Below are 13,384 nucleotides of genomic sequence, written 5' to 3' on the forward strand. Positions count from 1 at the left end.
ACTCTCTGACCCTCGCGAGCCTCTCGCGGGGGTCAGAGGTTTTTCGAGGACCACTCGGTCAGCGCCTGCAGTGACGGCAGCAGCGCCTCGCCGGATCGCGTGAGGCTGTATTCCACCGAGATGGGCGGCCCGTCGTCGACGGTGCGCGCCACCAGACCTGCCTTGGCGAGTTCTCCGAGTCGCTCGGACAACACCGAATCACTGATACCACCGACGGCACGACGTAGGTCCGAGAATCCCATCGGCCCGTTCATCAGCGTCGCAAGAAGGATTCCGTTCCACCTCTTGCCGAGGAAGCCGAAGGCTTTCGTCAGCGCTCCGTCGCAGGCACGCGGATCATCGATCTCTCCATTCGTTGCCATGGCTCCACCCTACCGAGGGTGCTACAGTCCGACTCGCTGCTTCTGAATTACTAGTGGCCTCAGAAATGAAAGCGGGACTCATGTTCATCGCAACCGTCATCGTCTCGGTGTTGCTCGCCGTGGCACTCACGTTCTCCGCTATCGGGAAACTGACGAAGAACCCATCCGTCTTCCCGATGCTCGAGCAGGTCGGCGTTCCCGCCGACAAGATTCCGTGGCTCGCCTACGCGGAACTACTCGGAGCCGTCGGCCTCCTGGTCGGCCTGTACGTCTGGCCCATCGGCGTCGCCGCTGCCGTCGGCGTCATCCTCTACTTCGTCGGTGCCGTCGCCGCGCACGTGCGGATCAAGGACAAGGAATTCGCGCCTGCCGCAGGCCTGGCCGTGTTCGCCGTCGTCGCCCTGGCCCTACGGGTGCTCAGCGCCTGACCAGTCGTAGTCCATCTGGCCCGCGGTGGCGAGAGCGTGATCCGCTCCCGCCCACCGCGCGACCAGATGCAACGCCAGATCCAGACCGGCACTGATTCCGGCGGACGTCGCCAGATCACCGTGGTCGACGTACCGAACACCCTCGTGCACGGTGAGCGCAGGCCATCGTTCCCGTAGCAATTCCAGGTCTTCCCAGTGCGTGGTGACGGGTCGAGCATCGAGCAGTCCCGCCGCCGCCAGTACGAAAGCACCCGTGCACACCGAGGCCACCAACTCGGCGTCGGACCGAAGTCGCTTCAACCACTGCAGAACCCGGCTGTCGGCCGAGACCGCATCGACGACACCGCCCGGCACCACGACGACGTCGTATCCCCGCGGATCGTCGATCGTGGTGTCGACGCCGATCCTCATTCCGCCCCGAGCAACGACCGCCCTGTCGTCGATTCCGACGAGCGTCACCTCGAAAGGCGCTGCGCCACCGGCGCGTTCGGCCACCCGATTGGCAACCGAGAACACCTCGAACGGACCGCACGCGTCGAGTACCTCGACATCGTCGAACAAGAGAATTGCAACGCTTCTACTCATGATCTGGCCTTCAGCTGCTCGTGGTCGACACGATGACGGGCACCATCACCGCGGCCATCACCGCGGCGTTCACATCCGAGACGGCCTTGCGCACAGCCGCGCCGGCCCACTCTCCTTCGGCGATCTGCTTCGCACGGTGCTTCAGCTGCTTCTTGTCCGCGTCCACGATCACCTTGTGCGTCAGATCGACCGCCGAGATCAACGAGATCAACGCGGCCGTGTGGGGCGACGGCGTCGTCCCGTCGACCAGCGCGCTGCGCAGGGCATCTCGCAACACCTTCTCGTGCGAGGTGTCACGAGCAGGCCACGTCGTCGTCGGGAACAATCCCCACACCTTGTCCTTCTTCTCGGTCACGAAGCCCTGTGCGACGAGACGCGCAGCCAGTTCCTTCGCCACATTCTTCTGCGATTTCTCGATCACCTTCTGGGGCTTCATCGGCCGCGACGCCGACGCGACCAGATCGAACACCCGACGCAACGCCGGGTCACTCGGAGCTTCGGTCGTGGAGCCTGCGACGACCACATGATCCTTCTTGATCTCCTCGTCGGGACCGGTGATGCGCAGCGATCCGCTCATCGCGAGCTCGACCACCAACGCACCCGCCAGTACCCGCGGCAACTTCGTGCTGTCGGCCAGCGGCTTGCCCGAGTCGTCGTCGAGCAACAACAGCAGCAGGTCCTCCGCGATCAAGGTCATGACGCGAGGTTACCCAGTATGTACGGGTAGTTGTATGCCACCAGTTGCTCGAGAATCGCTATGTCCACATCGGCGAGCTTGTTCACGTACAGGCAACCTGCGCCTCGCTTGTGCTTTCCCAGCTGTTCGAGCAGAGAATCCGATTCCGGGGCGTACGTCGTGCCGTACAGCGACAGACTCGCCTTTCGCGGAGAGAACCCGACGACAAAACACTCGCCCCGACGACCACTGTCCGTGGCGTACCGGTAGGAACCGAAACCCACCATCGTCGGCCCCCACATCACTGCCGGCTCCCCGGTCACCCGACCCATCATCTCCGCAAGAACGAGACCGTCCGCACGGCGAACCGGGTGCTCCACGGCCGCCAGGAAATCCGCGGCCGACACCTCGGTGGGTCGCGTCAGGTTCGCGTTCAATTGATCAGGCTCTGCCAGTTCGACGGCACCCGCTCACGCGGACCGGGAACCGTCTGATCGAGTGGATGATGTTGCGGTGGGGCCAATTCCGGCCCGTCGTACATCTGCTCGTCGGCGTAGTTGTAGAACCAGTCCTCGCCGGGCTCGTAGCTCCGCACGAACTGGTGCCGGGTGGACTCGGCGTGTTTGCTGGCGTGCTGGGAGGGCGAGGAATCACAACACCCGATGTGCCCGCACTGAGCACACCGCCGCAGATGCACCCACCAACCCTGCGTCTGCGTGCACTCCACACACCCCGGTCCCGACGGTGGTACCTGCGGATCGATGCCTTCGATGGTCATGATGCCTCCTCTGTCGCCGGGTTGACGGGTAGCCGCACGATGAATCGCGTGTCACCGGGTTCGGACACCACTCGCAGCTCACCCTGATGCTTGTTCACCACGATGCGCCACGAGATGTCCAGGCCGAGACCGGTGCCTTCGCCGACCGGCTTGGTGGTGAAGAACGGCTCGAAAATGCGCGACCGAATCTCCTGCGGCACACCGGGTCCGGTATCGCAGATCTCGATCTGAACCTGATCCTCGTCCAAGAACGTCCGCACCGTCAGTGTGCCCCTCGCCTTCTCAGTCGTTCCTGCAGGCTGCACTCCTGATCCCATCGCCTGCACGGCATTGTCGATCAGATTGGTCCACACCTGGTTCAGTTCGGCTGCATAGGCCGGGATGGGCGGCACCGCGGGGTCGTAGTCCTTGACCACCGTGATGTCGTCACCGATCTTGCGGCCCAACATGATCAGCGTGCTGTCGAGCAGTTCGCGCACATCCACCGTTCGGTACGGCGCACGATCCATCTGCGAATACTGCTTCGCGGCACCGACGAGCGTGGAGATCCGGGTGGTCGAATCTGCGATCTCGTTCATCAGCAACTCGGTTTCGACGGTGTAGTTGAGCCACCGGATCGCACCCTCGAGCATCGTCGGATCGTCGACCGTCGCCGCGACCCGGTCGAGCCACGGAACATCGAGACCGGCCGAGACGAACGTCGGAGCCAGATCCCAACCGTCGCCGATGCCCTTGTCCTCGAACCATTCTCCGAGTTCGTCCTCGCGGTCCGACGCCTCCATCGCGGTCAGCTTCGGAGCCTTGGCCACCAGCTCCACGGCCTCGTTCTGCAGTCCGACCAGATGCGCCATGCTGCCGCGATCGAGAGTGCCGCCGGCGATCATCGCCAACTTCTGCCGCATGTGCGCCACCCGATCACGCAACGCCGATGTCGCCCGCACCGCAGCCGCCGCCGGATTGTTCAGCTCGTGCGTCAACCCGGCCGACAGAGAACCCAACGCCAACAAGCGTTCTCGCTGTTCGACTATCTGCTTGGTGTTCTGATTGCCGAAAAACAATCCCTCGAGCAGATGCAACGCCATCGGGAACCACTCCCGCACGATGGACGCGAAGCACTCGGCGTCGAGCACGAAGAACCGGGAGCGTTCGGTCACCCGCATCGAACCCTGGTACGTCTGCGGCACCCGATCACCCAGGTAGGCCTGCCACGCACCCGCGTACACCCCGCGCTGCGAGGTGCGATTGACCACCAGATCCTCCCCGCCCGAGAGCTTCGAGAGCACCACGGCTCCGTCCATCAGAACGTAGAAGCACGTCGCCGGATCACCCTCCGAGTACACCGGCCCCGGCTCGATCGTCTCGATACGCCCGTCTCGACAGAGCTCCGCCAACTGTGCGTCCGTGAGCTGCTCGAACAGGAACAGCGTCCGCAATTCCTCCGGATCACACGCGGGCCCACTCTGCGTCTGCTCGGTCACGGGTTCGCCAGATATCTGTGCACCAACATCACGGCCATCGCTCCCTCTCCCACTGCCGACGCGACGCGTTTGGCCGAGTCGGACCGTACGTCACCGGCAGCGAACACACCGGGCACACTCGTCTCGAGGTGATGTGGGAGGCGAGTGGGCGTCCACCCGGCAGGACCACGCCCGTCGACGACGAGATCCGGCCCGGTGACCACAAATCCATGGTCGTCCCTCACGAGCACTCCGTCGAGCCACTCGGTGCGCGGTGCCGCCCCGATGAACAGGAACAGATACTGCGCGTCGACGGTCGAGGTCTCGTCGGTTGCCCGTTTACGCAGCGTGATCGACTCGAGGTGGCCCTCGCCCGACACGCCCACGACCTCGGTGCACGGCCGAACGCTGATCTTCGGATTCTCTTCGATCTGTTTGATGAGGTAGTACGACATCGACGCTTCGAGGGAAGACGCCCTGATCAGAATGGTCACCGACTTGGCCCCGCGCGAGAGATACACCGCCGCCTGACCCGCCGAGTTCGCGCCGCCCACGATGTAGACGTCCTGCTCGGCGCACCGCGCCGCCTCGGTCATCGCCGACCCGTAGAACACGCCTCTGCCGGTGAAGTCGTCGATTCCGGGTGCGTCCAGCCTGCGATAGGCGACACCGGTGGACAGGATGATCGTCTGCGCACTGATGCTGCGGCCGTCGGCGAACCGCACGGTTCTCGCAGCACCGTTGGTTTCCAGACCGACGACGTCCTGGGTGGTGACCACCTCGGCACCGAACTTCAACGCCTGCCGCCGAGCCCGCTCGGCGAGCTGCGCGCCCGACACCCCGTCGGGAAAACCCAGGTAGTTCTCGATTCGCGAACTCTGACCGGCCTGGCCGCCGGTGGCGGTCCGTTCGATCAGGGTCGTCCGCAGACCCTCGGACGCACCGTAGAGCGCAGCTCCGAGTCCCGCCGGTCCGCCGCCGATGACGACCAGGTCGTAGAACTCCTCGGACGGAGACACCGTCAACCCGAGCCGATTGCCCAGCTCGGCATCGGACGGTTCGATCAACGCATCGCCCTCGGTGGTGATGACCACCGGCAAGCGGCTTCCGTCCACGCCGGCGGCCGCCAGCAGCCGTGCACCCTCGGACTCGTCGGACATGTACCAGCGATACGGCAGCTGATTGCGAGCGAGGAACTCACGGATCTCCGACGAGCGCGCGGACCAACGATGGCCGATGATCTTGGTGTCCTCGACGGTCCGGTGGTCGTATGCACACCAGGCCTCGAGTTGGGCGTCGAGCACGGGGTAGAGCTTTTCCTCGGGCGGATCCCACGGCTTGAGCAGGTAGTAGTCGAGATCGATGACGTTGATCGCGTCGATCGCGGCGTCGGTGTCCGCGTATGCGGTGAGAAGGATGCGACGGGCCGTCGGGAAAATGTCCATGGCCTGCTCGAGAAATTCCATGCCGCTCATCTGCGGCATGCGGTAGTCGGCCAACAGAATGGCGACCGGGGTGCCGCGCAGTGCGAGTTCCTTCAGGGCGTCGAGCGCCCCGGCACCGGACTCCGCGCGCACGATGCGGTACTGCTCACCGTAGCGACGACGCAGATCGCGGGCGACCGATCTCGACACTCCGGGATCGTCGTCGACGCTGAGAATGACCGGTTTCATGACCCTCCAGGACTGGTGCTCGTCAACCCTTTGAGCATGCCACCACCGGGCCGGTTATGGGAGGCCAGTGGTGGCGTCGAGCCTGGGAACAGCGGGGTCAGATTCGGCCGCGTCGAATCAGATCGATTTCTTGCGGGGTGAGCAGCCGCTCGAGCTTCTCGGCCGGCCAGGTACGCGGGCTGCCACTCATCCTGGCGGTCTTCAACAGGGGCAGATCACTGCTGGTACGACGCATTATCGACTGTAATTTCACGGTGGATCACTCCGAACAATTTCTTCGTTGGTCCCGACACTCCGCTTGCTACATCGATCAGTGTCCGCCCGGTGTTAACGCCGCGGTGGGATCTCGTGCGGCGTTTTGCCGCGCGAGACAGTTTCCTCGGCCTACGGTCGGGGTAAACGGCTGCCCAATCTACTGATCGGGGAACGTTCGTGAACACGTCGGGAAATTCTGTGGCCAGTTCCGTGCAGAACAACGGAGCATTCGAGAAAGCTGCGCGAGCCGGCCACTTGGTCAGCGGAGTGCTGCACATCCTCATCGGCTACATCGCCATCAGGTTGGCGTTCGGTCAGGCAGGCAACGCAGACCAGTCCGGTGCACTCGCCGAGCTGGCCGAGAAGCCGGGCGGAAAGATCGCGCTCTGGGTGGCGGTGGTCGCCTTCGTGGCGCTGGCACTGTGGCGCATCGTCGAAGCGATCGTCGGCAAGAAATCCGACGCCGACGCCGGGAGTGCGATGGACCGCCTCAAAGCGGCCGCGCTGGCCGTCGTCTACATCGCGTTCGCGTTCTCGACCTACGGTTTCGCCACCGGCTCGGGCAAGTCCAGCGGACAACAGAACGCCGGCTGGTCCGCGCGACTGATGGAATCCGGCGGCGGCAAGCTCGTGCTCATCGCCATCGCGCTCGTGGTCATCGGAGTCGGTGGATATCACGTCTACAAGGGCGTTTCGAAGAACTTCCTCGACGATCTCGAAGGGCACCAAAGCGGGGCCGTCGTCAAACTCGGCATCGCCGGATACGCCGCCAAGGGCACTGCCCTGGTCGGAGCCGGACTCCTCGTCGTGGTGGCCGTTCTGCAATCCGATCCGTCGAAGGCCACCGGCATCGACGGTGCTCTCAAGACCCTCGGCTCGCAGCCCTACGGACAGGTTCTGCTGATCCTCGCCGGAGTGGGCATCGCGCTCTACGGGCTCTACGCGTTCGTCCTGGCTCGCTTCGCTCGCATGTGAGCGAGAGTGGAGCCTGCGGAACGACCCAATTGAGCGGGAGTGGAGCCTGGTCAATTGTGTCCGTTGACACATAGGATGCGCACGATTGAGTGTGACAGTCAGTTGCATTTACCTCACTACCTGGAGGCCCACGTTGAGCAAGACCCTCGAAGCCACGATCGACATCGCCGCGAGCCCCGAGACCGTGTGGTCCATCGTCTCGGACCTGCAGCGCATGGGTGAGTGGAGCCCGCAGTGCAAGAAGATGAAGGTCTTCGGCGGACCGGTCGGCAAGGGCACCAAGACGCTCAACATCAATCGCAAGGGGATGCTCGTCTGGCCGACCACCTCCAAGGTCGTCACCTTCGAGCCCAACCGACAACTCGCTTTCCGCGTCGTCGAGAACAAGACGATCTGGTCCTACACCCTCACCCCCACCGCGACCGGAACGACCGTCGTCGAGAAGCGGGAAGCCCCCAGCGGCACGTCGGCGGTGTCGTCGTTGTTGGTCAAGCGGGTCCTCGGCGGAATCGACGAGTTCGACGTCGAGTTGATCGACGGCATGAACAAGACTCTGCGTCGCATCAAGACGGAAAGTGAAAAGTCGAGCTAGAAATTACTTTTCTCAGGAATGTTTCAGGTTCGTTTCCCATGGGCATCCGTCGTTTCGACAAGCAACAGAATCGAAACGGAAAGTGGGGGCACCCTATGTTGGGACTCGGATTTGTAGGCTGGATCATCATCGGCGGACTGGCCGGCTGGATCGGTAGCAAGATCATGAAGACGGATGCTCAGATGGGCATCATCCTGAACATCGTCGTCGGCATCGTCGGCGGCCTCCTGGGCGGCTTCCTGCTCAGCACCTTCCTCGACGTCGAGGGCGGCGGAATCATCTTCAGCTTCATCACCTGCCTCATCGGCGCGTGCATCCTGCTGTTCCTGGTCAAGCTCGTGACGGGCCGCAGCCGCGTCTGATCGACTCGCACCTCTCGCCTGCCGGGGCACCTCACGTACGCTGTGAGGGCCTCGGCAGTCGTGCGTTCGACGCATGATTCGCTTTCAGCACCATGAACTGCCAGCACCCGTTATTGCCGACAAGTACAGTCGCCGACAGTTAGAGGAGACCGTGGCACGCCGTCCCGCCCCGATTGGTCAACCGCCCCGCACCGGAGTGGCTCACATCGTCGATTTGGTTCGTGAAACGGTTCCACCGCTACACCCCGCAGGCCTGCCGTTCGTCGGCGGTCCGCTCGCCGTCGCAGTTCTCGGCCGCCGCTCCAAGTGGGTCCGCAATGCCGGTCTCGTCGCCGCCGGAGCCTGCGCCACCTTCTTCCGCCACCCGTCGCGAGTGCCGCCGAATCGCCCCGGCGTCGTCGTCGCTCCCGCCGACGGCCTGGTCACGCTCGTCGACACCGCCGTGCCGCCTGCCGAGCTCGATCTGGGCTCGCAGCCGGTCCCGCGCGTGAGCATTTTCCTCTCGGTTCTCGACGTCCACGTGCAGCGCGTTCCCGTTGCCGGTCGAGTGGTCGAGGTCGTACACCGCCGTGGCCAGTTCAAATCCGCGGACCTGGCCGAGGCCAGCGAGGTCAACGAGCGCAACAGCATGCACATCAGGACCGACTCGGGACACGACGTCGCTGTCGTGCAGATCGCCGGCCTCATCGCTCGACGCATCATCAACAACGCGAAGGTCGGCGACGCACTGTCGATCGGCGACACCTACGGACTGATCCGATTCGGGTCCCGCGTGGACACCTACTTCCCCGCAGGCACCACACTGCTGGTCGAACGCGGCCAACGTGCGGTCGGTGCCGAGACGGTCCTCGCCGAGCTTCCGCAGTAGAAGCCGACATGATCACCAGACGCGCCAAGCCGCCCGCTGCCATCCGTCTGCTGCCGTCCGTCGTCACGATCCTCGCGTTGTGCTCCGGCCTGTCCGCGGTCAAGTTCGCTCTCGACGGCCAGCTCGGCACCGCGCTCGCCATGATCGGTGCCGCCGCGATCCTCGACGCGTTGGACGGTCGCATCGCCCGATTGCTCGACGCCACCAGCAAGATCGGTGCCGAACTGGACTCGCTGTCCGACGCCATCTCGTTCGGTGTGGCCCCGGCGCTGGTGCTGTACGTGACGCTGCTCGAGGGCAGCAGCGGCGGCTGGATCGTGGCGTTGGTCTACGCGGTGAGCATCGTGCTGCGCCTCGCGCGATTCAACACTCTGCTCGACGAGGACGACACTCCTGCCTACGCGCGCGAGTACTTCACCGGAGTTCCCGCCCCCGCCGGAGCGCTCATCGCCATGGCACCGATCGCGGGCTTCGAGCAATTCGGTGACGGCTGGTGGGCCTCGTTCTACGTCGTCGCCGGTTGGGCGATCCTCACCGCCGGTCTGATCGTCAGCCGCATCCCCACGTTGGCGCTCAAGACCGTCTCGGTGCCGCCGCGGCTGGCCGCGATCCTGCTGGTGCTCGTTGCACTGCTCGCTGCCGCGCTCATCACCTTCCCGCTGATTCTGCTGATGGGCTTGGTGCTGGCCTACCTGGTGCACATCCCGTTCGCGGTGCGCTCGCAGCGTTGGACCGCCGCGCGCCCGTACACGTGGGACGCCAAGCCGGCCGAGCGCCGCGCCGAGCGTCGGGCCATCCGCCGCGCGCCGGGTAACAATCGGCGGTCGCAGGCTCGTCTGGGACTGCGTCGACCTCGCAGTTAGTGTCTCGCCGCTACTGTTGACAGTGTGACCGAATCTCGCTCGACGACGCCTGAGCTCGTTCTCACTGCACGCCTCAACACCTCGGCGGCCGATGCCCGACGCGGCGTCGTGCGCCTGCATCCGGAAGTGCTCGCGGCTCTGGGCCTGCGGGAGTGGGATGCGGTGTCGCTCATCGGTTCTCGTCGCACGGCCGCCGTCGTCGCCGCGGCTCCCGATGGGTCACCTCAGGGCACCGCATTACTGGACGACGTGACTCTCTCCAACACCGGACTTCGCGAAAATGCTTCTGTCGCAGTCGGACCCGTCACGGTCTACGGGGCAAGGACCGTCACGGTGACAGGCTCGTCGCTCGCCACCGGTTCCATCTCCGACGCCACCCTGCGGCAAGCGTTGCTGGGCAAGGTGCTGACGGTGGGCGACACGGTCTCGCTCCTCCCCCGCGATCTCGGGCCCGGCACCTCGACCACTTCGGCGACGCAGGCGCTGTCGAGGACGTTCGGGGTTGCCTGGACCACCGAGTTGCTGACGGTCTCGGCCGTCGATCCGTCGGGTGGGCCGGTGAGTGTGCAGCCCAATTCGGCGGTCGGGTGGGGCAACGGCACCGTCACCGCTGTCCAGGCACCGGCAGCGTCGGTTCCCGCGCCGAAGACCGCGGCACCACCGGTGAGCGTGGCCGATCTGGTGGGAGTAAGCGCCCAACAGTCCAAGCTCACCGAGTGGCTACGGCTGGCGCTGGACGAGTCGGAGTTGTTGGCGACGCTCGGCGCATCGCCGCATCTCGGGGTGTTGATCACCGGACCGGGCGGGGTCGGCAAGGCGACGTTGGCGCGGGCGGTCGTCGGCGAACGTGCATGCGTCGTGCTGGACGGACCGTCGATCGGTGCGCTCGAGGCGTCGGCCCGGGTCGATCGGGCCACCGCGGCGGTCGACCAGCTTGCGGGTTCGGGAGTTCTGCTCATCACCGATGTCGACGCGTTGCTGCCCTCGGATCCCGAACCGGCGTCCACGTTCGTCCTCGACGTACTGCGCCGGGCCGTCGACACTCCCGGTCTGGCCCTGATCGCGACGACGGCTCATCCGGAGGCAACCGATCCGAGACTGCGCGGCCAAGACCTGTGCGATCGTGAGCTCACCCTGACCTTGCCCGACGCGGCGGGCCGCAAGGGATTGCTCGAGCACCTGCTCCGCAAGGTTCCGCAGGGCGACGTCGATCTGGGCGAGATCGCGTCACGGACACCGGGTTTTGTGGTCGCCGATCTGGCTGCACTGACGCGGGAGGCGGCGCTGCGAGCGGCGGCGCGCGCATCGAACGATTCGGCCGCGGCCTCGTTGACGCAGGACGATCTGGTGGGCGCTCTTCAGGTGATCCGCCCACTGTCACGTTCGGGGAGCGAAGAACTGGCCATCGGCAGTCTCACGCTCGAGGACGTCGGCGACATGGTCGAAACCAAGCAGGCACTGACCGAGGCGGTGCTGTGGCCACTGCGACACCCGGATTCGTTCGCGCGCTTGGGAATCGAGCCGCCGCGAGGAGTTCTGCTGTACGGTCCGCCCGGCTGCGGTAAGACGTTCCTCGTACGGGCACTCGCCAGTTCCGGGCAGCTCAGCGTGCACTCGGTCAAGGGCGCAGAACTGATGGACAAGTGGGTCGGCTCCTCGGAAAAGGCTGTTCGAGAACTCTTTCAACGTGCCCGCGATTCCGCTCCGTCGCTGATCTTTCTCGACGAGGTGGATGCGCTCGTGCCCCGACGCGGCCAGAGTTCGGATTCCGGCGTCGGCGATCGGGTCGTCGCGGCGCTGCTGACCGAACTCGACGGCGTCGAACCGTTGCGCGACGTCGTCGTACTCGGGGCAACCAACCGACCCGATCTGATCGATCCCGCACTGCTCCGGCCCGGCCGACTCGAGCGCCTGGTGTTCGTGCCACCGCCGGATTCCGATGCCCGCGTGGACATTCTGAAGGCGTCGGGCAAATCCATCCCGCTCGCCGAGGACGTGGATCTCGAGTCGTTGGCGCGCGACCTCGAGGGCTACTCCGCGGCCGATTGCGCAGCACTGCTGCGCGAGGCCGCGTTGACGGCGATGCGTCGGTCGATGGATGCAGCCGACGTCACCGCCGCCGATGTCGCCGCCGCTCGGGCGACGGTGAAGCCGTCACTCGATCCCGAGCAGGTGGCGCATCTGCAGGCCTACGGGAATTCCTAGCGGCAGGAGTGGAGCCTGCGACACTTGACCGCACCACTGCCGGAGGCACTCACTTCCAGCGGCCGAGGATCTCCTCTGCCCGCTTGGCCAGCTCCATCTGGAAGATCGGCCCGAAGCTGATACGTCCGACGCCGAGGGATGCGAAGTGCGACAGGTCGCCCTCGGCCGGGTTGGCGATGGCGTTGATGGGCAGTGGGAGTTCCTCGGCGAGACGCTTGTAGTCGGCGTCGTTGTGGAATCCGACGGGGTAGAGCGAGTCGGCTCCGGCTGCGGCGCACAGCTTCAGGCGTGCGATGGCACGCTCGACGCGGTCGCTCTCGTCGCCGATGGCCTTGACGAACAGGTCGGTGCGGGCGTTGATGACCACGTGCACGTCGGTGGCGTCGGACGCGGCGCGCAGTGCTCCGACGAAGTCGGCATGTTCCTGTGCTTCGCGGAGGCGGCCGCCTTCGCTGTGCACGGTGTCCTCGATGTTGAGGCCGACGGCTCCGACGGAGACGAGGCCGTCGATCAGCCGCTTGGGGTCCTCGCCGTAGCCGGATTCGATGTCGACCGACAGCGGCACGTCGACGGCTGCGGAAATCTGCGAGATGCGGGCGAGCAGTTCGTCGAAGGTCATGCCTTCGTTGTCGGGCTTGCCGATGGAATCGGCGACGGGGTGGCTTCCGACGGTCAGCGCGGTGAAGCCTGCGGACACTGCCAGGTTGGCGGACCAGGCGTCCCAGACGGTCGGCAGGACGACCGGGTTTCCGGGCTGGTGCAGCTCGAGCAGGGTGGTGGCTTTCTGGGACAGGTTCGTCATAGAGGACTCCTTCGCGGTGGCTGTGGAGAACGTACGTTCTCTCGACAACCAACATACGCGCTTCAGTCGATCAAATCGAGTGCTTTCATCCGGTCGAACACCATCAGCGATCCCGGAGCGACGTCGGACATGGCCGCGTACTCGTCGCGGGTGAAGTACCTGATCTCTGCGATTTCATTGGTCGGCGACGGCTCGTTCGCCAGGTCGGCGAGGAAACAGGTGATCTCGAGCGGGGTATTCGGTGGGTGCCCCCATGCCTGGCACTCGAACACCCCGAGCAGCCGGACGTCCGTCAGCGCCGCATCGAGCTCTTCTCTGATCTCTCGGTGCAGTGCCTGCTCGGGTGTCTCGCCGGGGTCGATCTTGCCGCCCGCCATGTAGAACGCGGATTTGCCGGCCGATCGCGTCTGGATCATTCGACGATCCCGGACGTAGGCCAATCCGGCGGTACGAATGAGCCTCGGATCGGTCACCGATGCGCTCCCCTCACTCACGGACTCGCA

17 protein-coding genes are annotated in these 13,384 nt (G+C 65.1%); 7 read left to right on the top strand and 10 right to left on the bottom strand.

Features of this window, described 5'->3' with window-relative positions:
* Positions 1-32 precede the first annotated feature (32 nt).
* Positions 33-362 (bottom strand): helix-turn-helix domain-containing protein, encoded by a 330-nt coding sequence (locus tag ABZ677_RS01720; protein WP_037186762.1) that lies wholly within the window; start codon positions 360-362, stop codon positions 33-35.
* Positions 363-442: 80 nt separating this feature from the next.
* On the opposite strand from ABZ677_RS01720, the gene ABZ677_RS01725 reads away from it, so the two are divergent.
* Entirely contained in the window at positions 443-790 is a 348-nt protein-coding gene (locus ABZ677_RS01725; RefSeq protein ID WP_358366325.1) for a DoxX family protein, read from the top strand.
* Here ABZ677_RS01725 and ABZ677_RS01730 read toward each other — a convergent pair.
* The 7 genes from ABZ677_RS01730 to ABZ677_RS01760 all read right to left on the bottom strand — a co-directional run bounded on the left by ABZ677_RS01730 (position 770) and on the right by ABZ677_RS01760 (position 6,194).
* Positions 770-1,375, bottom strand: a complete 606-nt coding sequence (locus tag ABZ677_RS01730; protein ID WP_037186760.1) for a DJ-1/PfpI family protein — start codon at positions 1,373-1,375, stop codon at positions 770-772. The two genes, ABZ677_RS01725 and ABZ677_RS01730, sit on opposite strands and share 21 nt — an antisense overlap.
* 10 nt (positions 1,376-1,385) lie before the next feature.
* Positions 1,386-2,072, bottom strand: coding sequence for a GPP34 family phosphoprotein (locus tag ABZ677_RS01735; protein ID WP_037186757.1), 687 nt, complete (start codon positions 2,070-2,072; stop codon positions 1,386-1,388).
* Positions 2,069-2,488: a DUF1801 domain-containing protein gene (locus ABZ677_RS01740; protein WP_358366326.1), complete on the bottom strand. Its 420-nt coding sequence runs from the start codon at positions 2,486-2,488 to the stop codon at positions 2,069-2,071. The genes ABZ677_RS01735 and ABZ677_RS01740 overlap by 4 nt, the downstream gene beginning before the upstream one ends.
* Positions 2,485-2,829, bottom strand: coding sequence for a UBP-type zinc finger domain-containing protein (locus ABZ677_RS01745; protein WP_037186753.1), 345 nt, complete (start codon positions 2,827-2,829; stop codon positions 2,485-2,487). Before ABZ677_RS01745 ends, ABZ677_RS01740 begins: the two co-directional genes overlap by 4 nt.
* Positions 2,826-4,307: an ATP-binding protein gene (locus ABZ677_RS01750; protein WP_358366327.1), complete on the bottom strand. Its 1,482-nt coding sequence runs from the start codon at positions 4,305-4,307 to the stop codon at positions 2,826-2,828. Before ABZ677_RS01750 ends, ABZ677_RS01745 begins: the two co-directional genes overlap by 4 nt.
* A complete protein-coding gene (locus tag ABZ677_RS01755; protein WP_358366328.1) occupies positions 4,304-5,959 on the bottom strand; it encodes an FAD-dependent oxidoreductase in 1,656 nt (551 codons plus the stop codon). Before ABZ677_RS01755 ends, ABZ677_RS01750 begins: the two co-directional genes overlap by 4 nt.
* A 97-nt stretch (positions 5,960-6,056) precedes the next feature.
* Positions 6,057-6,194 carry a hypothetical protein gene (locus tag ABZ677_RS01760; RefSeq protein WP_155288428.1) on the bottom strand — a complete coding sequence of 46 codons (138 nt, stop codon included), beginning with the start codon at positions 6,192-6,194 and terminating at the stop codon, positions 6,057-6,059.
* Between the two features lie 218 nt (positions 6,195-6,412).
* On the opposite strand from ABZ677_RS01760, the gene ABZ677_RS01765 reads away from it, so the two are divergent.
* From ABZ677_RS01765 to ABZ677_RS01790, 6 genes are all read left to right on the top strand, one after another.
* Positions 6,413-7,189: a DUF1206 domain-containing protein gene (locus tag ABZ677_RS01765; RefSeq protein ID WP_358366329.1), complete on the top strand. Its 777-nt coding sequence runs from the start codon at positions 6,413-6,415 to the stop codon at positions 7,187-7,189.
* Between the two features lie 133 nt (positions 7,190-7,322).
* Positions 7,323-7,781, top strand: a complete 459-nt coding sequence (locus tag ABZ677_RS01770) for an SRPBCC family protein (protein ID WP_037186742.1) — start codon at positions 7,323-7,325, stop codon at positions 7,779-7,781.
* Positions 7,782-7,876: 95 nt separating this feature from the next.
* Positions 7,877-8,143 carry a GlsB/YeaQ/YmgE family stress response membrane protein gene (locus ABZ677_RS01775; RefSeq protein ID WP_037186738.1) on the top strand — a complete coding sequence of 89 codons (267 nt, stop codon included), beginning with the start codon at positions 7,877-7,879 and terminating at the stop codon, positions 8,141-8,143.
* Between the two features lie 151 nt (positions 8,144-8,294).
* Entirely contained in the window at positions 8,295-9,011 is a 717-nt protein-coding gene (locus ABZ677_RS01780; protein WP_037188588.1) for a phosphatidylserine decarboxylase, read from the top strand.
* 8 nt (positions 9,012-9,019) lie between these two features.
* Positions 9,020-9,874 (top strand): CDP-diacylglycerol--serine O-phosphatidyltransferase, encoded by an 855-nt coding sequence (pssA, locus tag ABZ677_RS01785; protein WP_037186737.1) that lies wholly within the window; start codon positions 9,020-9,022, stop codon positions 9,872-9,874.
* 24 nt (positions 9,875-9,898) lie between these two features.
* The gene (locus ABZ677_RS01790) at positions 9,899-12,079 is read left to right on the top strand and encodes an AAA family ATPase (protein WP_358366330.1); all 2,181 of its coding nucleotides are present in this window, start codon (positions 9,899-9,901) and stop codon (positions 12,077-12,079) included.
* 49 nt (positions 12,080-12,128) lie between these two features.
* Here ABZ677_RS01790 and ABZ677_RS01795 read toward each other — a convergent pair whose 3' ends face one another.
* Complete coding sequence (locus ABZ677_RS01795) at positions 12,129-12,881, bottom strand: isocitrate lyase/phosphoenolpyruvate mutase family protein (protein ID WP_094632629.1); 753 nt, start codon at positions 12,879-12,881, stop codon at positions 12,129-12,131.
* Positions 12,882-12,943: 62 nt separating this feature from the next.
* A complete protein-coding gene (locus ABZ677_RS01800) occupies positions 12,944-13,354 on the bottom strand; it encodes an NUDIX domain-containing protein (protein ID WP_358366331.1) in 411 nt (136 codons plus the stop codon).
* Between the last annotated feature and the right edge of the window lie 30 nt (positions 13,355-13,384).

The sequence above is a fragment of the Rhodococcus sp. NPDC006774 genome (assembly GCF_040636045.1).
GTDB lineage: Bacteria > Actinomycetota > Actinomycetes > Mycobacteriales > Mycobacteriaceae > Rhodococcoides.